The organism is Verrucosispora sp. WMMD573 (genome assembly GCF_027497175.1).
Taxonomy (GTDB): Bacteria; Actinomycetota; Actinomycetes; order Mycobacteriales; family Micromonosporaceae; genus Micromonospora.
Map to the genome: position 1 here is coordinate 459,121 of NZ_CP114901.1, position 22,059 is coordinate 481,179.

The following is a 22,059-nucleotide window of genomic DNA, read 5'->3' on the forward strand; positions in this document are numbered from 1 at the left end:
ACGCCCGCCCCACCCGGCACGGCTCACCGCAGGCGGTACGCCTGGATGATCCGCTGGGTGACGGTGTTGCCGTCGGTGTCGCGGGCGGTGGCCCGCAGCGACACGTGCCCGGTGCCGCGTGGGTGCTGCACGGTGGCCTGCCAGCCGCTACCGACCTTGCGTAGCTTGGCGCGCTGCCAGCGCTTACCACCGTCGTAGGAGACGTCGACGGTCAACGACGCCGTCTTCGCCGTCGGTGCGCCGGGTTGGCGCTGCACCGCGACCGGAATCACGAAGGACCGGCCCGCCGGAGCCCCGTTCCGCTCGTCCAGTCGCGGCGCGAAGCGGATCGCCGAAGCGGGCAGCCGGAGCGGGTCGTCGCCGCGTACGTGCCGGGACCGGAAGGTCCAGGCGGTGGCGACCTCGGTGCTCAGATCGGTGACGGTGCGCTTCGCGGAGGTCTCCAGCCGGTACCTGGCGGGGGCGGCCGGCACCTCGAACTGACCCCAGCCCGGGTCCGTGGTCTCGTCGACCAGCTTGCCGTTGCGGTAAAGGGCGGTACGCGAGGCTTCCGTCAGTGAACTACCCAGATGTCCGGCCGCGTCGCTGTGCAGCGGCACGGACAGGGTGATCAGGTCGCCCTGCCGGGTCAGGCCCTCGTCCGGCCAGCGCGGCACCGGGAACGACGGCCCGTGGGGTGCGCCGTTCCAGACCTCCCGGTAGCTGCGTCCGCCCCGGTAGGCCGTGGGTTCCGAGAAGAGCACGGCGACCGGTTCGAGCCAGGGCGCGTCATCGCTGCGTGTGCCGAACCACAGCTCGGTGCTCCAGCGCACCTGCCTGGTGTTGTAGTACTCGACCCGGTGGCCCGGCACCGCCACCGGTAGCCCGATCGCCCAGCCGCCCAGGTCTGGCTCGAACACGGCGAAGGACATCCGCTCGGCGAGCGTGCCGGGATAGCCGTCCCGGAACGTCTGCTTGACGGTGGCCAGGTCACTGTCACGGTAGTGGCGGGTCAACCCGGCAGGCATCCGGCCCGGCACCATCTCGGCAAGGGCGTAGAGGTACGGGCTGCTGGCCGCCTCCAGGTCGACGAACTGGCTGCTGAACACGGTGAAGAAGTGGTCTGCCGCAGTCCGCCCGCCGACCTGGCCGGTGAACAGCCCGCCGAAGTCGTCGGCGACCGCGCCGAACGCGGCCGATCCGTCGTCGAACAGGAAGTTCGCGTCGACGGCGACAAGTGCCGGCGTCGCCGAGCGGTCCGGCACGGTCATCCGCACCGGCTTCGCCGTGCGCGCGTCCACCACGACCTCGGCGTCCGACTCCACCACCAGCTCCGGCTGGGCCATCAGCACCAGTTCCTCGCTGGCCTCGTCGAACAGGAAGCTGGCCAACCCGTACCGTCCCTTCGGCACCCGCACCTCGGCGGTGCCGTCCGGGTCGGACACGAAGATGTCGGTGAAGTCGTCCAACCCGAGCAGGAAGCTCGCGTAGTCGTCCGGCACGTCACCCTCGCGGCTCAGGTGACGCAGGGTCAGCGTGTAGCTCTCCACCTCCTTGTGCACGGCCAGCGGGGTGACCGCCACCAGGTCACCGGCGCGGGCGACCACCCGGCCGGTGTAGTGGCCGTCCGGGCTGTCGACGCTGGTGTCGACCGTGAGCGTGGCGGACGCGGTGCCACCGGCCGGCACCTGGACCTGCTGGGCACCGAGCGTGAACACGCCGGCCGGCACGGGCTTCCCGTCCGGTCCGGTGGCCTCGATGCTGAGGTCCAGGGTGAGCGGCGCGGTTCCGGTGTTGCGCCAGGTCACCTCGCGCTGGATCGGTTCGTCGTCGTCGTGCGGCCACAGCGTCCGGCCGAACGAGACGCTCGCCGGCTCGCTGACCACCGACTGGGTGATGGCACGCGCCACGTCGACCCGGCCAGCGCCCTGCTGGTACGCGGTCAGTTCCGGATGCGGTCGGGCCGAGGCCATCAGGGTGGCCTTGAGCCACTGCGCCGTCGCGCCGGTGTGCTGCTGGGCGAGCAGCGCCGCCGCACCGGCGACGTGTGGTGCCGACATCGACGTGCCGGAGAGCGAGACGTACTGCTCGCCGACCGGCTCACCGAGCTGGGTGCCCTGCCCTCGGGCGGCCACGATGTCCACTCCCGGCGCGGTGATGTCCGGCTTGAGGGCGTCGTCGCCGACCCGTGGGCCCCGGCTGGAGAAGTCGGCGAGCTGGTCCTCGCGGTCGACCGCACCTACCGCGAGCGCGGCGTCGGCGCTGGCCGGTGAGCCGACCGTGCCGGTCCCTCCGGCGTTGCCGGCGGAGATCACGAAGAGGGCACCCGTCTGCTCGGTGAGCGTGTTCACCGCCTCCTCCAGCGGGTCCACCTCCGGGGTGTCCGCCCCGCCGAGGCTGATGTTGACCACGTCGGCCTCGGCCTCGGCGGCAGCCCACTGCATGCCGGCCAGAATGGCCGACTCGGCACACCCGTACTCCTCGCAGACCTTGCCGGAGAGCAGGGTCGCGTCGGGTGCCACGCCCCGGTTCCGGCCGCCCGAGGCGGCGCCGCTGCCCGCGATGATCGAGGCGACGTGGGTGCCGTGCCCCACGATGTCGCCCGGGTTGGCATCCTCGCTGAAGTTCCTCGACTCGGCGACCCGGCCGGTGAGGTCCGGATGCGCGGCGTCGACGCCGCTGTCCAGCACCGCGACGCGTACCCCCTGGCCGGTGAAGCCGGCCTGGTGGGCGGCGGGCGCCCCGATCTGCGGCACGCTGTGTTCCAGCGTCAGCTGCCGCCGACCGTCGAGCCAGATCCGCTCGACACCCCCCGCCGCGTCGATCCGGGCGCCGCTGGCACCGGCGAGCGTGGCCCACAGCTGGCCCACGCGTTGCTTGTCCGCGGTGGCCGCGACGCCGCCGATGGCCGCCAGGTCGCGGGTCACGGTCACTCCTTCGGGCGCGCCGGCCCGTCGGGCGGTCGACCCGTAGGTCATGAGCAGGGGCAGTTCGTCGCGGTGCGCGTCGTCATAGCCGGCGGCGATCAGCCCGGCCACGTCGAAGAGCCGGCGGTCGACCCGCCCGTCGCGGATCAACGGCAGGGCATCCTGCGGCATCACCCAGAGGTGGTCCCGCTCCCGGCGGGTGACGAAACGGACGCCATCGCGCCCCTCAGCCGGGCGTACGCTCGCCCCGGTCGCGGTGACCGTGACCTGGTCGCCGGTGATCAGGGTGACGGTGGCGGGTCCCCGGCCGGCGTCGGGTCGGCCGCTCGGGACAGGGGTCAGCGGGGCCACGGTCGGCGTCGCCGGTGCGGCCGTGACCGCCGCCGGTACGCCGAGCACCAGACCCAGTACGAGCCCGGTGGTGGTCAGTCTGCTCCTTCGTCGCAACTGAATCCTCCTTTGAAGCGTCTATATCGATGTAGGGCACATCGACAGTCCTCAGAGTTGCATACCGAGTATGCAAAAGGGAGTCGAGAATTCGACGAAGTTGAGTCCTCTCCACGACGGCGCCAGGCATGATCGGACGAATGACGTCCATGAAGGAGCGCATGCTCGCCGGTGAGCCCTACCTTGCCGACGACCCGGAACTGATCGCCGATCACCTCCGCGCCCGGCGCCTGATGGAACGGATCAACAACAGCGGCGTCGACGACCAGGAGGCGCGTCAGGCGGCGCTGCACGAACTGCTCGGCGAGCTCGGCGAGGAGACCGGCATCCGGCCGCCCTTCTACTGCGACTACGGCTACCAGATCCGGATCGGGCCCCGCAGCTTCGTCAACTACCACGCGGTCTTTCTCGACGTCGCACCGATCACCATCGGCGCCGACGTCCAGATCGGCCCGAACGTGCAACTGCTCACCCCCACCCACCCGGTGGAGCCGGAGCCACGCCGGGCGAAGTGGGAAGCGGCCCGACCCATCACCATCGGCGACAACACCTGGCTCGGCGGCGGAGCGATCGTCCTCGCCGGAGTCACCGTCGGTGACAACACCGTGATCGGGGCGGGCGCCGTGGTGACCCGCGACCTGCCCGCCAACGTCGTCGCGGTGGGTAACCCGGCTCGCCCGGTACGCCAGCTCAACTGACCCTCGACAAGCCTCCTAGCTGCACAGACACCGGCGATACGAGTGGCATCCAAGGCACCGCATCGGGCACTGTAGGTGACAGGTGCGTCACCGGGAGGCTCGCATGGGAGGCCGGATCCTCGAACTACGCGTACACGGCGTGTCCAACACACCGCCCGCCGAGACGCTGGGTCTGACGGCTGAACCGGGGTGTGAGTCACCTCAGCCACGGCTCGTCGCCGGCGGCCCCGTCACCGGTTTCTACCGCTCCGCGACCGCCGCGCCGCTCGACCCGATCGCCGTCGAGGCGTACAGCTGGGGGCAGTTGACCTCCGGCGCGCGGACCGCCCGCGACGTGGAGCGGGCCCTGTGGACACTGCTACTGCCCTTCACCCTGGCCAACGTGGCGCTGCACGCCCGACCGGGCATACCGGCGGACCCCACCACCGAACGACTGGCCAGCCGCTCCGGAATGACAGCCTGGCTGATCAGGCTGTTCTGCCTGAGCCTGACCGGCACCCCGGTGCTGGCGATGACCGGCATAGGCGTCGATCTCATCGGCTGGCAGTGCGTGGACCACGGCTGCCTGAGCCGGATTCCCGGCCCGTGGGAGTTCCTTGCCGGCGCCTGGTGGCAGCAGGGCGGCCGGGCGCTGGCCGTCGGCCTGACCGTGCCACTCGCCATGATCGGGGTACTCGGCCTGGTCACCTGGCGGACCTACCAGTACGAGGCGGTGATGCCGGCCGACCCCACCACGAATCCTGCGGGACGCCGAACCCCGCCACCGTCGGACGCCGACGTGCCGGTCGGTCAGCCGGCGCAGGAACCGCCGCCCGGACCCGAGCCCCCACCCGGCCCCCCGACCAATCCCCTTCAGGATCCGACGTTCTGGTGGGGCGAGGGACAGCTACGCCGGGCGGCAGTCCTGCACCTGTGCACCGGCACGGTGGTCGCGGCGGCGGTCCCGCTCGGCACGGTCACGGTGCTCGACCCGCCGCACGGCGCACGGGCGGTGCTCACCTGGACGGCAGTGGCCGCCTTCGTGGCCGTCCTGACGGTCACGCTGGTGGCCATCGGCCGGCCCTTCCTGACCCGGCGCGAGGGTGCCACCCCGCTCGGCCGATGGAGCATCGCGGTCATCGTCCTCACCGCAATCGGTCTGGCCGGCACCTTCGCAGTGCTGCTGCTACCCGACGCTGCCGCCGGCGGCCCGCTTGCCGAACTACGTCCGCCCGCCGACTGCGACCTCGACCCGGCCCAGCCCGGATGCCGCGCGGACCGGTCGCTGCCGGGCTTCGACCGGATCATCGCCTGGCTGGGCACCGGTCAACTGCTACTGCTCATCGCGATCGGCGCGACCGCCCGCTCCGGCCGGCGCGGCGGCGCCACACCGGCCGCCACCGCGCTGCTGATCGCCCTCGGCGCCGCCTGGTGCCACGGTTGGCTGCCTGCCGTACCACCGGCGCCGGTGACGCTGTGGCAGTTCGCCCTACCATTGCTCGCCCTCGCCGCGGTCGGCCTGCTGCTGCCCCGGACCCGACCCAGCACTGTCAAACAACCCCTCGAACCGCACACCGACCTGGCCTGGCGCGGCCGGGCGCCCGCCGTCATCGCTGGCTTCGGCTGGCTGCTCGGCCTCGCGTACAGCGCCGGCGTGCTCTACTGGGTCGCCAACCGGCTCAACGGCGGAGACCCGTCCGTCGGCCGGTCCCTGGTGGTCACGCCAGCCCCGGTGGCCTGGGCCGGCCTGACCTTCGCCGCCGCGCTGCTGATCCTCGCTCTGGTCGCCGTCCGCGCCGTGGTGCTGTTCCACCGACTCCGCCGCCGGGAGTACGCCCGGCTCAGTGCCCGGGGCGGCCGGCTGTCCGCACACGACCTGCGTCGCGCCCGTGACGTCAGCACCCACCAGGCGCTGCACCGGCTGGTCGGCGAACACGCACTTCGCCTGATCGGTTGGTACGCCGGCGCCATGGCCGTCGTCGCCGTGATGGGCTGCGTGGCCGTCCTCTCCGCGGCCCGCCCGCAGACCATGACGACAGGCGCGACGACGGTGGTGATAAAGGCGGTGGGTGACGCCGGCGACGCGCTGCTCGGCCTGCTTCCGGTGGCGGTGGCCGCCGTCGGCCTGCTCGTCTACCGCAAGAACACCATCCGCCGCTCGGTCGGCGTGGTGTGGGACGTGGGAACCTTCTGGCCGCGCGCCGCCCACCCCTTGGCGCCACCGAGCTACGCCGAGCGGGCGGTGCCCGAACTGCTCACCCGCACGGCCGGGCTGATCGCCCTCGCCGAGCACGACCCGCGCCGGGTGGACGGCATCATCCTGTCGGGGCACAGCCAGGGCACGGTGATCTGCACCGCGGTCATCCTGCAGATGCCGAACCGGTGGCGGCGGCGGATCTGGTTCTTCTCCTACGGCTGTCAACTGACCCGCCTCTACGGCCGGATCTTTCCCGCCTACTTCGGGCCGGACCGGCTACCGGTGCTGGCGGCGGCACTGACCCGCCCGGGCAGCGGAACCCGGTGGACGAATTTCTGGCGAGACACCGACCCGCTCGGTTGGCCGGTCACCGCCGGGGAGCGGGACATCGCGGTGACCGACCCGGAGGCCCTGCATCCGAGCGACGGCGAGGTTGCCGACCCCCCAATCCGCAGCCACAGCGGCTACCCGGAGGCGGCCGAGTTCCAACGGGAGAGATCCCGGGTGGCCTGGCTCCTGCGACGGGCGGTCCCGTCACCCCGGCGGGGGCTCGGCTAGGCGTACCACCAGGTCGGCACGGTCGGCGGTGTCGGCCACCAGCGCCGCGTTGGCCTCGTCGCTGCCCAGCGCCCAGGCTCGGGCGTCCTGCTCCGACCGGCCGTAGGCCATGTGCCGGGCGACCAGCCGCTGACGCCGCAGGTCGGCGTCGAGGTCCAGGAACCACGCCTCGTGCAGCAGGGCGCGAATCTCGTCCCAGGGCCAGTTCGGGATCAACAGGTAGTTGCCCTCGGTGACCACCAGCCGGACCTCCGGCGGCACCTCGATCGCACCCGCGATCGGCTCCTCCAGATCCCGACGGAACTGCGGCGCCCAGACCGATGTCGGTTCCTTGCGCCGCAGCCGGCGCAGCAGCGAGACGTAGCCGTTGGCGTCGAAGGTGTCGACCGAGCCCTTCCGCAGCTCGCGGCCGAGCCGACGCAACTCGTCCTGAGCGAGGTGGAAGCCGTCCATCGGCACCAGCTGGGCGGCCGGGCCGACCGCCTCGACCACCTGCGTGGCCAGCGTGGACTTGCCGGCACCGGGTGCCCCGGTGATGCCGAGCAGTTGCCTCGGGCCGGCGTCGGCAAGCCCTCGGGCCCGCTCCAGCAGCGCCTCGACCGACAGCACCTGTGCGACGGTCATCAGGACAGGACCGGCCGGCTGATCGTGAACCGCGCCCGCACGGCCGCGTGCACGCCCTGCTGCTGCGGGTCGAGCTCCAACTCCGGGGTGCCACCGGCCTCGACGCCACCGGCGTCGAAGGCCATCCGAGCCATCATCGGTTGGGCGGTGCCGCCCTCGTCGGACAACTCGACCAGGTCGGTGACCTGGGCGCCGAGCGCCTCGGCGTACTCGCGGGCCCGCTGCAACGCGTCGCTGATCGCGGTGTGCCGGGCCTGCCGGTAGGCCGGGCTGTCGGGACGCAGCGACCACCACGGGCCCGCCACCTCGACCTGATCCTGGTCGGCCAGGCGCAACATCAATTCGCCGAGGGCGGTGAAGTCGCTGACCGTCACGGTGGTGACCACCGAGCCGTGCCAGGCCACGACCCGCTCTCCCGAGCGGCGGGTCTCGGGGCGCACCCGCAGCTCGCCGGTCTCACGCCGGTCGATCGTCGGGCCGTACGAGTCGAGCAGGACCCGGATCGCCGCGGCCCGCTCGGCCAGCCGGGTCAACGTCGGCTCCCGCTCCCGGTCCCGGGCCAGCGCGGTCACGGTGAACCGGGCGAGTTCCGGCGCGACCTCGCGGTACGCCTCGCCGCGTACGGTCACGACTGGTCCGTCCACCATGCCCTCACCCTACTGGCGGGCCCGTCGCAGCGCCCACCGATGAGCCGGTCAGGTCCGTGGAAGGTGGGCGACATAGGAGACGGTGCCGGCACCGACCTGACACCCGCTGAGGTGGCCACCGGCCGCCCCGATGTCGTACAGCCAGGCGACTTCGGCTGGTTCCGTGCCCGGCGGAAACGCCATGACCTGCTCGTCGTCCGGGCGGCCGGCCAGCTCGGCGCGGGCGGCACCCGCCTCGACGTAACAGGCGGTCAGCGCGTCGGCGTCATCGTTGCGCAACGCACCGGTCAACTCGTCGAGGAACGCGGTGACCTGGGCCAGCGCGGCCAGCACCTGGTCGCGGTTGCCACGCAGCATGTTTCCGGTGCGTGCCGCCGGGGTGCCGGCGACCCGGGTGCCGTCCCGGAAGCTTCCGGCCGCCAGCGCCAGGACCGCCTCCCGCAACGGCGACCGGTGCGCCGCACCTGCCAACGCCCCGGCGAGCAGGTGCGGCACGTGCGAGGCGAGCGCCACCACGGCGTCGTGCCGATCCGCTGCCATCGGCACCACCCGGGCGGTGAAGACGTCGGTGATCAGGGTGACGAGGCGGCGGAACGCGGCCAGTCCGTCGGGGGCGGGGCAGAGCACCCAGGCGGCGCCGGTGAACAGCTCCGGCAGCGCCGCCGAGAGCCCCGCCCGGTCGGTGCCCGCCATCGGGTGTCCGGGCACGAACCGGCTGGTCAGTCCCTGCTCCGCGGCGAACGCCGCCAGCTCGGCCTTGGTGCTGCCCACGTCGGTGAGCAGGCAGTCCTCGGCGGTGGCGGTGGCCACCTCGACCAGGGTCGCGGGCAGCGTCGGCAGCGGCCCGCCGAGGAACACCACGTCCCGGCCGACCACCGCGTCGGCCAGCCGCTCCGCCATCGGTACGCCGGCCCGTCGGGCCTGTCGACGGGTCCGCTCGTCCGGATCCCAGCCGGTCACGTCCACACCGGCGGCGTGCAGCCGGAGCAGCACCGAACCACCGATCAGGCCGGTGCCGACCACCGCTGCCCGCAGCCGTGCGTCAGCCCTGAGCACCATCCGCGTACCTCGGCGTTCCGTTGCGTCACGGAGCCGGCCGGCTCCGCTGCGGCGTGCCTGCCGGATCCCGCCGCACTGCCGCGATGGGCCGGCGACCCGCCCTGCGTCCGCGACGAGAATATCGCCGGCCGAAGTCCGCCCCCGGGGCGGACCTCGTCGTGGTCAGGACAGGCGGGCGGCGACCGCGGCGATCCGCTCGTCGGACTCGGTAAGCGCCGCGCGGACGTACTGCCGCCCGCCGGGACCGTAGAAGACACCGGCGGCGACCAGAATCCCCCGTCGGGCCAGCCAGTCGACGGTGGCCCAGCAGTCCTCGCCCCGGGTCAGCCACAGGTAGAGCCCCGCCTCGGAGTGCGCCACGGTGAAACCGGCGCCCACGAACGCCGCCCGCAGCGTCTCGCGCCGGGCACCGTACCGCTTCCGCTGCTCGTCGGCGTGCCGCTCGTCGCGCAGGGCCGCCACCATGGCCGCCTGCACCGGCGCCGGCACGATCATCCCCGCGTGCTTACGGATCTTGAGCAGCTCGGCCACCAGAGCCGGGTCGCCGGCCACGAACCCGGCCCGGTAGCCGGCGAGGTTGGACCGCTTGGACAGCGAGTGCACCGCCAGCACGGAGTCGTACGAGCCGCCGCACACCTCGGGCGAGAGCACCGACACCGGCTCGGCGTCCCAGCCCAACGGCAGGTAGCACTCGTCGCTGGCCACCACCGCACCGCGCTCACGCGCCCAGTCCACCACCTTGCGCAGGTGCGTGGCGGGCAGCACCCGGCCGGTCGGGTTACCCGGCGAGTTCACCCAGACCAGGCGTACCCGCGACGTCGGACCGACGGCGGTCAGCGAGTCGGTGCGTACGGTCGTGGCCCCGGCCAACCGCGCGCCGTCCTCGTAGGTCGGGTAGGCGATCGACGGGACCACCACGACGTCGCCGGGCCCCACCCCGAGCAGGGTGGGCAGCCAGGCCACCAGTTCCTTCGAGCCGATCGTCGGCAGCACCCCGAACCCGTCCGGGCCGACGCCACTGGCCCGCGACACCCAGCCCGCGATCGCGTCCCGCAGCGCCGGGGTGCCGGCGGTCAGCGGATAGCCGGGCGCGTCCGAGGCGTCCGCCAGGGCCTGCCGGATCACCTGCGGCACCGGATCGACAGGCGTACCCATGGAGAGGTTGATCACGCCGTCCGGATGCGCCGCGGCCAGCGTGGCCGCGGCGTCCAGGGTGTCCCAGGTGAACTCGGGCAGCCGCGACGAGACCGGGGCGGGCCGGTTCAGTGGCCCTCGCCGCGGGGCGGCTGGGCGGCGACGAAGGTGGCGTCCTTCTCCACCTTGCCGATCTTCGAGGCCCCGCCGGGCGAGCCCAGTTCCTCGAAGAATTCGTAGTTGGCGCCGGTGTAGTCCTTCCACTGCTCCGGGACGTCGTCCTCGTAGAAGATCGCCTCCACCGGGCAGACAGGCTCACAGGCACCACAGTCGACGCACTCGTCGGGGTGGATGTAGAGCATCCGGTTGCCCTCGTAAATGCAGTCGACCGGGCATTCCTCGATGCACGCCTTGTCGAGCACATCCACGCACGGCTCGGCGATGATGTAGGTCACCGGTCTTCTCCTCCGCAAGACATGCCGCGATCACCCGCGACGGTAAGAGCCTAGTATCTCGCCGGGGAGGAGGTCGATCGTGCTCCGAGAGCAAGACTTGGGACACCGAATCGTGGTTCGGCGTCGCGTCGGCGTACGCGGTGGTCGGCCGGTGTACTCCGATGCCCTCGGTGAACTGGTCGAACTGACCGAGACACATCTCACGCTTACCACCCGGCAGGGGCGGTTGCGGGTGCCGATTGCCGAGGTACACCGGGCCAAGCGGGTCCCGGCGGCCCGCCGGCCGACGGCCGCCGCCATGGTCGAGCTGGAACTCGCCGCCGACGAGGCGTGGCCGGCCCCCGTCCGGGCCCGGCTCGGTGACTGGCTGCTGCGGAACGCCGACGGCTGGACCGGCCGGGCCAACTCGGCGCTGCCGGTGGGCGACCCGGACCGTCCGCTGCCGGACGCCGTCGACGCGGTCGAACGCTGGTACGCCGGGCACGGCCGGCCGGCCATGGTCAACACGCCGCTGCCGCTGGCCGCGCCGGTCGGCAGCGAACTCGACCGGAGAGGCTGGGGCAGCCGGCCACCGGTGCTCGTGCAGACGGTCCCTCTCGCCACCCTCAGCGCGGCGACACCGCCCGACGCGGGCTCGGCAGCCCCCGACATCCCCGACGACCCGCGCGGCCGGGACGGCTCGGCCGGCCCGGTGGTCGAGTTGGCCGCGACGCCGTCAGCGGACTGGCTGGCCGTGGCCGCCGGCCGCAAGGGCGGGCTGCCGGACGCCGCCCGGCACGTGCTCACCGCCGTGGACCAGATCCGCTTCGGCCACGCGTACCTCGACGGCGCGCTCGTCGGCATCGGCCGGGGCACGGTCACCGGCCAGGGGCGCTGGCTCGGGTTGTGCCTGATCGAGGTGCTGCCCGCCGCACGCCGGCAGGGACTGGCCGGCCGGCTGATCCGAGCACTCGCCGACTGGGCCGCCGACACCGGTGCGACCGACGCGTTCCTCCAGGTCGAGCAGAGCAACACCGGCGCGGTCGCGCTCTACCACAAGCTGGGCTTCAGCACCCACCACACCTACCTGACCCGCGTCGCGCCGCAGTGACCCCGCCCGTCAACGGCGGACCACCCGGCGGGGCTTGGCCGCGGTGGTCTCGGCGGCCCGTTGCAGGCTGCGCGAACGGTAGTCGCGACCGAGCGTGACCAGCAGCAGGTAGCCAAGCATCGTCCCGACGGTGGTCGCCACCAGGTAGAGGCCGATCTGCGCGAAGAACGTCCCGCCGCCACCGGCGAACGGGTTGTCACCGACCAGCAGGGGCCCGATCAGCACGGTCAGCCCGACCGCGATGCCGATCGCGGCGGCCACCTCGCCGGCCCAGCGGGCCAACGGACGCCGCTCACCCCAGACGAAGGCGACACCGGCCAGCATCAGGCCGATCACCACGAACATCCCGAGCGACACCCGGTCAGCGACGCTGTCGTTGCCATCGAAGCCGAACCGGATGACCAGCCGGGCGACCACGTTGACCGCGAACAGTGCGATCGCGAGCACACCGACCGCACGCCACCGCTGTCCCATCACATGCCTCCCGCCGTACCGCCCGCCCGGATGGCGGGACTCCTGGCAGGAATATCTACCACCCGTCGCTGGGCGACGTCAGTACCGTCCGGGTGCCGGGGCCGGGGCGAGGATCGACCGGAACGCCATCACCGTGAAGGTCATCGCACCACCGACCACCAGGGTGAGCCCGACCCAGTTGCCGACGAGCAGGACGTCACCCTCGTCGGTCCGGTCGGCGGCGATCACCATGATGGCCACCCAGGGCAGCGCCGGCAGCGCCACCGCCCAACGACGGCCGACGGTCTCGACGGCCAACCAGCTCAACGCGATGTTCGCGGCCACGGCCACCAGCACCGCGACGCCGACCAGGTACCCGCCGATCCGAAGCGGAGCGAGCAGCAACTCCAGCACCGCGCTCAGCATCGCCGCCAGGACGGCGAACGTGGCGCCGGCCACCCGCAGGCCGATGTCCAGCGGACGTCGCCACCTCCGGCGCGGTGGGGGCGGCTGCTGCTCCTGCGGGGCGACCGACATCGCGGCGGGCAGGGTCACCGGTGACCGGCCGGGGTGACCGGTCTACGGCCGGGACCGCCGACGACGTCCGGGCCGCCGGCGGCGTCCGGCGCTACCGCGTCCACCCCGGCGAACAGATCCGACTCCCAGCCGTACGGGCCGCTGCCCGCCCCCTTCTCCCCCAGCGCCAGGGTGAAGTACTCCACCCCCATGAACTCGGCGCCGAAGTTGCCGGCGATCGAGTACAGCCAGGAGGTGGCCGGGATCTGGGTGGCATGGGCGCGCATCGCCGCCTCCTTCGCGGCGTGCTGCTCGGTGGCGTCGATCCGGGCCGCGATCTCCTCGTCCGGCGTGCAGAACGGCAGCTCGGTGGCGTCGGCGATGCCGGCGAAGGGGTTGTCCGACGTCTCCGCAAAGTGCGTCATGCCGGCCTCCAGGACGCTCTGCGGCATCGCCGTCCAGTAGACCTTCGCCGGTGCGAGTCCTTCGGCGGCGGCCAGCTCGACGGCCCGCATGGTCACCCGGTGTGCCTGGATGTGGTCGGGATGGCCGTAGAAGCCGTTGTCGTCGTACGTGACGACCACCTGCGGGCGCACCTCCCGGATGATCTTCAGCAGATACCCGGCTGCCTCGTCCAGGTCGGCGCCCCAGAAGGCCCGGGGATGCTCGTTTGTCGACAGGCCCATCATCCCGGAGTCCCGGTAGCGGCCGGCCCCGCCGAGAAACCGGTGGTCGGTGACGCCCAGCTCGGCGCAGGCGGTGGCCAGCTCGGCGATCCGGTATCCGCCGAGCTGGTCGGCCTCGGCCGCGGCGAGCCCGGCCAGCTCCGGTACGTGGATCTCACCCTCCTCGCCCAGCGTGCAGGTCACCAGGGTGACGTGGGCACCCGTGGCCGAGTAGTGGGCCATCGTCGAGCCGGTGCCGATGGACTCGTCGTCGGGATGCGCGTGGACCAGCAGCAGGCGGCGGTCAGGCAGCGTCGTCACGACGGTCACTCTAACCGGCGGTTATCGCCTGCCGACCCAGACGCGTCCGCGCAGGTCGCTCACATCGGGCTCGGTACCGGCCTACGATCTGGCCTGTGGACTTTCCCGAGCTGGCCGCCCGCACCCGCAGGTTCAGCCACGGGGCGCCGCGGGCCGTCTCCGTGGCCGACGACGGTGCCCGGGTGGTCTTCCTACGCTCGGCCGGGCCGGAGGATCCGGCCGACGCGCTCTGGCTGCTGGACGTGGCGACCGGCACGGAACGGCTGGTCGCCGATCCGGGCACCCTGCTCGGCAGCGATGCCGACCCCGACGCGCTGAGCCCGGGGGAACGCGCCCGGCGGGAGCGACTGCGGTTGAGCGCCTCCGGCATCGGCTCGTACGCCCTCGACGCCGCCGGACGGATCGCGGTGTTCGCGCTGGCGGGGCGGCTCTTCCGGGCAGACCTGGTGCATGGCGACGTGATCGAGGTGCCCACCGTCGGGCCGGTGCTCGACCCACGGCCGGACCCGAGCGGGCAGCGGCTGGCCTACGTGACCGACGCCGCCGAAGGGGTACGCCGGGGCGAGTTACGGGTGATCGACACCGACGGCGCCGACACCATCCTCGCCGGCGAGGACTCCGGCGTGCTCTGGGGGCTGGCCGAGCACATCGCGGCGGAGGAGTTCGACCGGCACCGCGGCTACTGGTGGGCGCCCGACGGTCGGTCGGTGCTCGCCGCCCGGGTGGACGAGTCCCGGCTGCCCCGCTGGCACCTACACGATCCGGCGCAGCCGGACAGCCCGCCGGTCAGCGTGGCGTACCCGGTGGCGGGCGGCCCGAACGCCGAGGTCAGCCTGCACCTGCTCGACCTCGACGGCGGCTGGGTCGACGTGCACTGGGACCGGGAGACCTACCCGTACCTGACCGCGGTGCACTGGGGTGAGGGCGCCCCGCTGATCACCGTGCTGCGCCGCGCCCAGCAGCACGGGCTGGTGCTCGCGGTCGATCCGCGTACCGGGGAGACCCAGGTGCACGCCGAACTGGCCGACCCCCGCTGGGTCGAGCCGATCCCGGGCACCCCCGTGCACCTGCCCGACGGCCGGGTGCTGGTCGGTGGCGAGTTGGCCCACGACGGGTACGACGCGCGCTGCCTGTTCGCCGACGGCACCCTGCTCACCCCGCCCTCGCTGTACGTGCGTCGGGTGGTCGGTCGGCTCGCCGCCAGCAGTGGTCCGGCGGACCTGTTGGTCGAGGCGAGCGACGGCGAGCCGAGCGAACAGCACCTGTTCCGGGTCCGGACCAGCATCGGCGGCGGCGTGGACGCCCGCCGGCTGACCAGTGACGCCGGCTGGCACGTCGGTGCGGTCGGTGGCGGCGTGCTGGTCATCGGCAGCGCCTCGCTTGATCACCCGGGCGTCCGGTGGACGGTGCGGCACGGCGATCGAGAGGTGGGCACGCTGCGGTCGCTGGCCGCCACGCCCAGCTACTCCCCGCTGCCGCTGCTGGAACGGGTGACCGACCGTCGGCTTCCCTCGGCGGTGCTCTACCCGGACAACCACGTCACCGGCCGTCGACTGCCGGTGCTGCTGGACGTCTACGGCGGTCCGGGGCACCAGGAGGTGGTGGCCGCGCGCTCGGCCTGGCTGGAGCGGCAGTGGTGGGCCGACGCCGGCTTCGCGGTGGTGGTCACCGACAACCGGGGTACGCCGGGCATCGCCCCGTCCTACGAGAAGGCCATCCACCGCCGGGTGGCCGACGTGATCCTGCTCGACCAGGTGGAGGCCCTCACCGCGCTCGCCGAGAAGCACCCGGATCTTGACCTGGACCGGGTGGCGGTGCGTGGTTGGTCGTTCGGCGGCTGGCTGGCCGGCCTGGCGGTGCTGCGGCATCCGGAGCTGTTCCGGTGCGGCATCGCCGGTGCGCCGGTCACCGACTGGGGCCTGTACGACACCGCGTACACCGAGCGGTACCTGGGTCTGCCCGCCGACGGTGAGGACGTCTACGCGCACCACTCGCTCGTGGAACTGGCCGCCGAGCCGGTCACCGACCCGGCGCACGCCCGACCGCTGCTGCTGGTACACGGCATGGTCGACGACAACGTGGTGGCGGCGCACACGCTGCGACTGTCGGCGGCGTTGCTGGCCACCGGCCGGCCGCACTCGGTGCTGCCGCTGACCGCCGCCACCCACATGGCCGCCGGTGGCGTCGCCGAGCGCCTCCTCCGCCTGGAGCTCGACTTCCTCCGCACCCAACTTCGGATGTGAGTCGGGGCTACGGCTCGACGTGGGCGTTGACCAGCGACGGATAGCCGAAGACGCTGGAGACGAAGGCCCCGCCGGCCTTGGAGCCGTGCACCTGGTAGGCCACGTCGACGTAGAGCGGGACCACCGGGGCGTGCGTCCTCATGATCCGCTCATCGAGCTGCGCCCAGTGCGGGCCCTGTTCACTCGGCGGCAGGGCGAGAATCCGGTCGAACTCGGCACTGATCATGGGGTCGTTGAAGTACGACTCGTTGGTGTTGCCGGTGGCTCGGATGGCGCGACCGTCGAAGAGGACCGGCAGGATGGACGCGCCGCTGGGCCAGTCGGCGGCCCACGAGCTGAGATACAGGTCCCACGGGTTGCCCCGCTTCTTGATCTCGTCGAACTTCGCGTCGTCCGGGATGTTCCGGATCGTGATGGCGAATCCCGCGCGCTCCAGGTTGCCCTTGAGCTGCGTCGCCACCTGCTGCTCCACTGAGCTGTCGGCGGCGCCGAGGACCAGTTCGGGGCGCTGCCCGCCGAGCAGTTCCCGGGCCTGGTCCGGGTCGCCGTTCGGCCCGGCCGGATACGCGTCGTACGTCCGGTGCCCGATGGTGGCCGGTGGCATCAGGGTGGTCATCGGCACGGCGACGTGCGGCCCGCCCAGCACCTTCACCAGCCCCTCCCGGTCGATCGCGTGGTTCAGCGCCCGGCGCACCCGCAGATCGGTGACCCGCTCGTTGTTGATGACCAGGTGGTTGGCGCTCGGCGTCGGGGACAGCAGCGTCCGGGACCGCAGCGCCGCGTCACCCGCGACCCGGGCGACCAGCGAGGCTGGCACGTAGTCCCACGACAGGGCGCTCTGGTCGGCCCCGTTGTCGGCGATGATCCGGTTGGCGGCGGCATCCGGGGTCGCGCCGAAACTCCACACGAAGCGGTCCGGGTACTGGTGACGTACCGGGTCCGTGCCGGCGTCCCAGTGTTCGTTGCGCTCCATCACGATCTCGGTGCCCGGCCGGTAGCGGGTGACCTTGTACGGCCCGGACGAGAAGGGGGCGTTGCCGAGGTTGAGCCCGGTGTCCCGGTCGGGCGGCAGGGGCGCGGTCGCCGGCAGTGACGCCGCGAACGGCAGGTCGCAGCGGGGCCTGGCGAACTCGAAGCGCAACGTCCGGGCGTCCGGCGTGGTCAGGCCCGGCGGCAGCGAGCCGCGGTTGGCCTCGAAGTCCCACGCGGTGTCGTACTGCGGGGTGTCCGCCAGCCACTCCTGCAGGTAGGTGGGGCCACCGGCCAGGTCCGGGTCGAAGGACCTGGCGATCCCGTACGCGATCTCCCTGGCCGTGACCGGGCGGCCGTCCTCGAAGCGCACCCCGTCCTTGACGGTGAACTCCCAGACCCGGCAGTCGTCGTCGACGTCGCGGCCCGGCGTCTCGGCGAGGTCACCGACCAGCATCAGGTTGCCCGCACCATCGTCCTTCCAGATGGTGAGGCTGCGGGCGACAAGTGGCACGGCCATCAGGCCGGCGAACGAGTACGTCCGCTGCGGATCCAGGTGGGAGATCGGCGTCTCGCGGAGGACGGTGAACGTGCCACCACGCCGCGCACCCGCCACCTCCGGGGCCGGGCCGGTCGAGTCCTTCGGGTCGGTGGCGATGACCCCGATGGGTTGCCGGCCGGAGTTCACCGAGGGGCTCCCGCCGGTGTTCGCCGGGCAGGCGCTCAGGACCGCCACCAGCGCGAACGCGCCACTCGCCGCAACCGCCACCCGTGGTCGCATCTGTTGCCTCCTCAGTCGTCGATGGTTCCACGCCCCGTCCCGCCCCGGCTCAGCCCAACCGCACCCGCGGGTCGATGACCGCGTACAGCAGGTCCACCAGCAGGTTCGCCAGCACCACGAAGACCGCCGCGACCAGCACGGTGGCCATGATGGTCGGCAGGTCTCCGGCGCGTACGGCGTCGACGGCGGTACGGCCGAGCCCCTGGATACCGAAGGTCGTCTCGGTGATCACCGTCCCACCGAGCGCCGCGCCGACGTCGAGCCCGGCGACGGTCACCACCGGAGTGATCGCCGCGCGCAGCGCGTGCCGGCCGTACACCGCCGTGCCGGACAGGCCCTTCGCCCGGGCGGTACGCACGAAGTCCTCACCCAACGTCTCCAGCAGTTGGGCGCGGACCAGTCGGGCGTAGCCGGCGGAGAAGAGCAGCGCCAGCGACAGCCAGGCGAGCACCAGCCCCCCGGCCCAGCGAACCGGGTCGTCGAACAGCGACGTGTAGCTCGGCACCGGCAGCCACCCCAGCGTGTACACGAAGACCAGCAGCAGCACCGCGCCGACGAAGTACAACTGCACGGAGGCACCGGCGAGCGTGAAGCCGATCGCGGCCCGGTCGACCCACGTGCCACGACGCAGCGCCGACACCAGGCCCAGGCCCACCCCGAGCAGCAGCCACAGGACGGCCGCCGGGATGACGATGCTCAGCGTCACCGGCACCACCCGGGCGAGGGTGTCGGTGACCGCCTCGTTGTTCACGTACGACCAGCCCAGGCACGGCGCGTCGCAGCGTCCGCCCTGGGCGCCGCCGAGGTCCCGACCGGTGACGATGCCCAACATGTAGCCCGCGTACTGGTCGACAAGCGGATCGCTCAGCCCCAACTCCTCACGTACCCGTTCCAGCCGCTCCGGGTTGCAGTTCTTCGGGCACATGCCGGTGACCGGGTCCCGGGGCAGGGCGAAGAACATCAGGAAGGTCAGGACGCTCACCGCGAAGAGGGTGAGCACGGCCGACAGGGTCCGCTTGACCAGGAAACGCGTCATCAGAGCCGACCCGGGCCCGGATCGGCGGGGCTCCGCCGTGCTGCGCTGCTCGCGTACATCCGGTCACCTCATCGGGGCGACTTCGGGTCCAGCGCGTCGCGCAGCGCGTCCCCGAACAGGTTGACGGCAAACACCAGCGCGAAGATCACGACGCCGGGAAAAAAGACGAACGCCGGGTCGGTCTGGAGGTAGCCCAGGCTCTGGTGGATCATCCGGCCGAAGCTCGGTGTCTGCTCGGCCAGCCCGACACCGACGAACGACAGCGCCGCCTCACCCGTGATGAACTGCGGCACCGCGAGCGAGAACGACACCAGGATCGGCGCCCAGAGGTTCGGCAGCAGCTGCCGGCACAGCATGTGCCCCGGGCCTGCCCCGCTGGCCCGGGCCGCCGCCACGAACTCCCGCTCCCGCAGCGCGATCACCTGGCCCCGGACCAACCGGGCGGTGCCGGTCCACCCGAACATCGCAAAGATCATGATGAGTATGCCGACCCCGAAGGCCGGTGGCACCGCGTCCCGCTCGCCGTGCAGGCGCAGCGTCAGCGTGGGCGTCAACGCCAGGGCGACCACCAGGAACGGCAGCGCCAGGGTCAGATCCGTGATCCAGGTGACCACCGCGTCGAACCAGCCGCCGAGGTAGCCGGCGAGCGTGCCGAGCACGACACCGATCGCCGCGGTGAGCACCGCCGCCGTGACGGCGACCAGAAGCGACGTCCGCAGGCCGTACACCAGCCGGATGAAGACGTCCCGACCCAGCCCCGGCTCCAGCCCGAAGAAGTGCTCCCCGGACACGCCACCGGCGTGGCCCAGGGGCAGGCCGAATCCGTCCAGCTTGCCCTGGAACTGGTCCTGCGGACCGATCCCATAAGTCAGCTCGATCATTGGCGCGGCCAGCGCCACCAGCACGAACAGCAGGAGCGTCGCGCCACTGACCAACGCGGTGCGGTCAGCACGCAGCCGCCGCCAGACCAGTTGCCCGGGCGAGCGCCCGACGGCTTGGCGAGCACGGCGTCCACCGGCCGCGCCGCCCGGCTCGATCGGAACCCGCACCGTGCCGTCCACCGGTGAAAGACTCATGCCTCGGCCCGCACCCGCTCCGGACGCGGTGGACCCGAGTCGGGGAAGTGGCAGGCGGTGGCCTGGCCGCCGCCGTCGCGCCGGATCAGGGCCGGCTCCTCGACGGCGCACCGGTCGCGCGCCTTCGGGCAGCGGGTACGGAACCGGCAGCCCGAGGGCGGGTCGATCGGACTGGCCGCGTCCCCGGTGAGCCGGAACCAGCCGGCCGAGCCGCGCTGGCCGGCGTGCGGCACCGCCGACAGCAGGGCCTGGGTGTACGGATGCTGCGGCCGTTCGTAGATGTCGTCCCGATCGCCGATCTCGACGATCCGACCGAGGTACATGACCGCGATCCGCTGGCACAGGTGCCGTACCACGGCGAGGTCGTGGGAGATCAGGACGAAGGCCAGCCCCAGGTCGCGGTGCAGCCGCCGGAGCAGATTGACCACCTGTGCCTGGACCGAGACGTCCAGCGCCGAGACCGGCTCGTCGGCCACCACCAGGCGGGGCTCGGTCGCCAACGCCCTGGCGATGCCGACCCGCTGGCACTGGCCGCCGGAGAACTCGTGCGGATAGCGGTCGTCGTGCTCGGGGTTCAGGCCGACCAGTTCCATCAGCTCCCGGACCCGGGCCCTCGTGCCGCCCGGCGGGTGGATCCGGTTGACCCGCAACGGCATGGCGATGATCTGGCCAACCGGGTGCCGGGGGTTCAGCGAGGCGTACGGGTCCTGGAAGATGATTTGAAACTGGGCGCGTAGCGGTCGCAACTGCCGCCGCCCGGCGCGGGTGAGGTCGCGACCGGCGAACTCGATGCTGCCACCGGTCGGCTCCAGCAGCCGCACCAGCAACCGGGCCGTGGTGCTCTTGCCGCAGCCCGACTCGCCCACCAGGGCGAGCGTCCCGCCCGCCTGCACCTCGAAGTCCAGCCCGTCCACGGCCCGTACCGGGCCGCCCTGACCTTGGCCCCTCCGCGCCGGAAAGTGCTTGGTCAGGCCACGAACGCGCAGCAGCGGGCCGAGTTTGTCGACCCTCCCGTCCGTCACCGGGCCACCCCCACCCGGGCGGTCTCCTCGGCGTGACGTCGGATGCGTTCCCCGGCCGGGAGATGGCACGCCAGCCGGTGCCCGCCCGTCCCGACGGCACGCAGCCGGGGTGACTCGGTGCGGCACCGGTGAGCGACGGGTTCGGTGTGCCGGCAACGCGGGTGGAAGACGCAACCGTCCGGCAGGTCGAGCAGGTTCGGCGGGATCCCCGGTATCGGCCTGAGGTCCGCCTCGGGGTCACCCAGCAACGACGGCACACTGCCGAGCAGCCCCCAGGTGTACGGATGCTGTGGCGTCCGGAGCACCTGCTCGACGTCGCCCCGCTCCAGCACCCGGCCGGCGTACATCACCAGCACGTCGTCGGCGACCTGGCCGACCACGCCGAGGTCGTGCGTGATCAGGACGATCGCGGTGCCGTACTCGGCCTGCACGTCGGTCAACAGCTCCAGGATCTGCGCCTGCACGGTGACGTCCAGCGCGGCCGTGGGCTCGTCGGCGATCAGCACGGCGGGATCGTTCACCAGCGCCATGGCGATCATCGCCCGCTGGCGCAGGCCGCCGGAGAACTCGTGCGGATACTGGTCGTACCGCCGGTCCGGCTGTGAGATGCCGACCCGGTCCAGCATCTCGACCACTCTCCGACGCGTCTCGGCGCGCCCGGCGCGCCGGTGGTGCACCCGGTACGCCTCGGCGATCTGCCGGCCGACCGGATGGTACGGGTGCAGCGCCGGGAGCGGATCTTGGAAGATCATCGCCACGTCCCGGCCACGCAGCCGGCGTAGCGCGGCCTCAGGTCGACCGACCAGCCCGTGCCCAGCGACGGTGATCTCACCGGCCACGGTGACCCGACGCGGGTCGTGCAGGCCGAGGAGGGCCAGCGCGAGGGAGCTCTTGCCCGCGCCGGACTCGCCGACGATGCCCAGGGTGCGCCCGCGCTCGGCGGTGAACGAGACCCCGTCGACCGCGCGCACCATGCCGTCGGTGGTGGTGAGGTCCACCCGCAGGTCGGTCACCCGCAGGTAGGGGTCCACGATCGCCTCCCTCCGCCCACGACGAAGGGAACTACCACCGCTTCATGCAGCCGAAATCAGCTACCACCCCCGTCGTCCCGAAAGGATCCCACGAACCGTCCCCCACCGCACCACTGCCGGTCACCACCGACTGCCGCGCTGGCCGCACGGAA

18 protein-coding genes are annotated in these 22,059 nt (G+C 72.5%); 4 read left to right on the top strand and 14 right to left on the bottom strand.

The window, feature by feature from the left end; genetic code table 11:
- Nucleotides 1–23: 23 nt before the first annotated feature.
- Nucleotides 24–3,353 (bottom strand): S8 family serine peptidase, encoded by a 3,330-nt coding sequence (locus O7601_RS02145; RefSeq protein ID WP_281564623.1) that lies wholly within the window; start codon nucleotides 3,351–3,353, stop codon nucleotides 24–26.
- 140 nt (nucleotides 3,354–3,493) lie between these two features.
- Between O7601_RS02145 and O7601_RS02150 the strand changes: the two genes are divergently transcribed.
- Nucleotides 3,494–4,051: a sugar O-acetyltransferase gene (locus tag O7601_RS02150; RefSeq protein ID WP_281564624.1), complete on the top strand. Its 558-nt coding sequence runs from the start codon at nucleotides 3,494–3,496 to the stop codon at nucleotides 4,049–4,051.
- Between the two features lie 103 nt (nucleotides 4,052–4,154).
- Complete coding sequence (locus O7601_RS02155; protein ID WP_281564625.1) at nucleotides 4,155–6,785, top strand: hypothetical protein; 2,631 nt, start codon at nucleotides 4,155–4,157, stop codon at nucleotides 6,783–6,785.
- Here the strand turns inward: O7601_RS02155 and O7601_RS02160 are convergent.
- The 5 genes from O7601_RS02160 to fdxA all read right to left on the bottom strand — a co-directional run bounded on the left by O7601_RS02160 (nucleotide 6,762) and on the right by fdxA (nucleotide 10,704).
- Nucleotides 6,762–7,409, bottom strand: coding sequence for a nucleoside/nucleotide kinase family protein (locus O7601_RS02160; RefSeq protein ID WP_281564626.1), 648 nt, complete (start codon nucleotides 7,407–7,409; stop codon nucleotides 6,762–6,764). The genes O7601_RS02155 and O7601_RS02160 overlap by 24 nt on opposite strands.
- Nucleotides 7,409–8,056, bottom strand: a complete 648-nt coding sequence (locus tag O7601_RS02165; RefSeq protein WP_281564627.1) for an SIMPL domain-containing protein — start codon at nucleotides 8,054–8,056, stop codon at nucleotides 7,409–7,411. Before O7601_RS02165 ends, O7601_RS02160 begins: the two co-directional genes overlap by 1 nt.
- A gap of 48 nt (nucleotides 8,057–8,104) precedes the next feature.
- Nucleotides 8,105–9,115, bottom strand: coding sequence for a prephenate dehydrogenase/arogenate dehydrogenase family protein (locus O7601_RS02170; RefSeq protein WP_281564628.1), 1,011 nt, complete (start codon nucleotides 9,113–9,115; stop codon nucleotides 8,105–8,107).
- Nucleotides 9,116–9,277: 162 nt separating this feature from the next.
- The gene (gene dapC / locus O7601_RS02175) at nucleotides 9,278–10,483 is read right to left on the bottom strand and encodes a succinyldiaminopimelate transaminase (RefSeq protein WP_281566763.1); all 1,206 of its coding nucleotides are present in this window, start codon (nucleotides 10,481–10,483) and stop codon (nucleotides 9,278–9,280) included.
- On the bottom strand, nucleotides 10,378–10,704 hold the full coding sequence (gene fdxA / locus O7601_RS02180; RefSeq protein ID WP_091422126.1) for a ferredoxin: 327 nt from the start codon (nucleotides 10,702–10,704) through the stop codon (nucleotides 10,378–10,380). The genes dapC and fdxA overlap by 106 nt, the downstream gene beginning before the upstream one ends.
- 79 nt (nucleotides 10,705–10,783) lie before the next feature.
- On the opposite strand from fdxA, the gene O7601_RS02185 reads away from it, so the two are divergent.
- On the top strand, nucleotides 10,784–11,794 hold the full coding sequence (locus tag O7601_RS02185; protein WP_281564629.1) for a GNAT family N-acetyltransferase: 1,011 nt from the start codon (nucleotides 10,784–10,786) through the stop codon (nucleotides 11,792–11,794).
- Between the two features lie 9 nt (nucleotides 11,795–11,803).
- On the opposite strand, the gene O7601_RS02190 is transcribed toward O7601_RS02185, so the two are convergent.
- The 3 genes from O7601_RS02190 to mshB form a co-directional block, all read right to left on the bottom strand.
- Nucleotides 11,804–12,268 (bottom strand): hypothetical protein, encoded by a 465-nt coding sequence (locus O7601_RS02190; protein ID WP_281564630.1) that lies wholly within the window; start codon nucleotides 12,266–12,268, stop codon nucleotides 11,804–11,806.
- Nucleotides 12,269–12,346: 78 nt separating this feature from the next.
- Entirely contained in the window at nucleotides 12,347–12,784 is a 438-nt protein-coding gene (locus O7601_RS02195) for a hypothetical protein (protein WP_281566764.1), read from the bottom strand.
- A 14-nt stretch (nucleotides 12,785–12,798) separates the two neighbouring features.
- Nucleotides 12,799–13,758 carry an N-acetyl-1-D-myo-inositol-2-amino-2-deoxy-alpha-D-glucopyranoside deacetylase gene (mshB, locus tag O7601_RS02200; RefSeq protein ID WP_281564631.1) on the bottom strand — a complete coding sequence of 320 codons (960 nt, stop codon included), beginning with the start codon at nucleotides 13,756–13,758 and terminating at the stop codon, nucleotides 12,799–12,801.
- Nucleotides 13,759–13,844: 86 nt separating this feature from the next.
- Here mshB and O7601_RS02205 point away from each other — a divergent pair, with 86 nt between their 5' ends.
- The gene (locus O7601_RS02205; protein WP_281564632.1) at nucleotides 13,845–15,992 is read left to right on the top strand and encodes a prolyl oligopeptidase family serine peptidase; all 2,148 of its coding nucleotides are present in this window, start codon (nucleotides 13,845–13,847) and stop codon (nucleotides 15,990–15,992) included.
- A 7-nt stretch (nucleotides 15,993–15,999) separates the two neighbouring features.
- On the opposite strand, the gene O7601_RS02210 is transcribed toward O7601_RS02205, so the two are convergent.
- From O7601_RS02210 to O7601_RS02230, 5 genes are all read right to left on the bottom strand, one after another.
- Complete coding sequence (locus O7601_RS02210; RefSeq protein ID WP_281564633.1) at nucleotides 16,000–17,742, bottom strand: ABC transporter substrate-binding protein; 1,743 nt, start codon at nucleotides 17,740–17,742, stop codon at nucleotides 16,000–16,002.
- Nucleotides 17,743–17,791: 49 nt separating this feature from the next.
- A complete protein-coding gene (locus O7601_RS02215) occupies nucleotides 17,792–18,778 on the bottom strand; it encodes an ABC transporter permease (protein ID WP_281564634.1) in 987 nt (328 codons plus the stop codon).
- A 68-nt stretch (nucleotides 18,779–18,846) separates the two neighbouring features.
- A complete protein-coding gene (locus O7601_RS02220) occupies nucleotides 18,847–19,854 on the bottom strand; it encodes an ABC transporter permease (protein WP_281564635.1) in 1,008 nt (335 codons plus the stop codon).
- A complete protein-coding gene (locus O7601_RS02225; protein ID WP_281564636.1) occupies nucleotides 19,851–20,876 on the bottom strand; it encodes an oligopeptide/dipeptide ABC transporter ATP-binding protein in 1,026 nt (341 codons plus the stop codon). Before O7601_RS02225 ends, O7601_RS02220 begins: the two co-directional genes overlap by 4 nt.
- Nucleotides 20,873–21,850, bottom strand: a complete 978-nt coding sequence (locus tag O7601_RS02230) for an ABC transporter ATP-binding protein (RefSeq protein ID WP_281566765.1) — start codon at nucleotides 21,848–21,850, stop codon at nucleotides 20,873–20,875. The genes O7601_RS02225 and O7601_RS02230 overlap by 4 nt, the downstream gene beginning before the upstream one ends.
- Nucleotides 21,851–22,059 lie beyond the last annotated feature (209 nt).

Bases quoted from the DNA above. Each gene is read 5' to 3' on its own strand.
- O7601_RS02165 (WP_281564627.1), bottom strand. From the start codon at position 8,056: ATGGTGGACGGACCAGTCGTGACCGTACGCGGCGAGGCGTACCGCGAG.
- O7601_RS02215 (WP_281564634.1), bottom strand. From the start codon at position 18,778: ATGACGCGTTTCCTGGTCAAGCGGACCCTGTCGGCCGTGCTCACCCTC.
- O7601_RS02170 (WP_281564628.1), bottom strand. From the start codon at position 9,115: ATGGTGCTCAGGGCTGACGCACGGCTGCGGGCAGCGGTGGTCGGCACC.
- O7601_RS02230 (WP_281566765.1), bottom strand. From the start codon at position 21,850: ATGGTGCGCGCGGTCGACGGGGTCTCGTTCACCGCCGAGCGCGGGCGC.
- O7601_RS02195 (WP_281566764.1), bottom strand. From the start codon at position 12,784: ATGTCGGTCGCCCCGCAGGAGCAGCAGCCGCCCCCACCGCGCCGGAGG.
- O7601_RS02155 (WP_281564625.1), top strand. From the start codon at position 4,155: ATGGGAGGCCGGATCCTCGAACTACGCGTACACGGCGTGTCCAACACA.
- O7601_RS02160 (WP_281564626.1), bottom strand. From the start codon at position 7,409: ATGACCGTCGCACAGGTGCTGTCGGTCGAGGCGCTGCTGGAGCGGGCC.
- O7601_RS02190 (WP_281564630.1), bottom strand. From the start codon at position 12,268: ATGGGACAGCGGTGGCGTGCGGTCGGTGTGCTCGCGATCGCACTGTTC.
- O7601_RS02150 (WP_281564624.1), top strand. From the start codon at position 3,494: ATGACGTCCATGAAGGAGCGCATGCTCGCCGGTGAGCCCTACCTTGCC.
- O7601_RS02220 (WP_281564635.1), bottom strand. From the start codon at position 19,854: ATGAGTCTTTCACCGGTGGACGGCACGGTGCGGGTTCCGATCGAGCCG.
- O7601_RS02210 (WP_281564633.1), bottom strand. From the start codon at position 17,742: ATGCGACCACGGGTGGCGGTTGCGGCGAGTGGCGCGTTCGCGCTGGTG.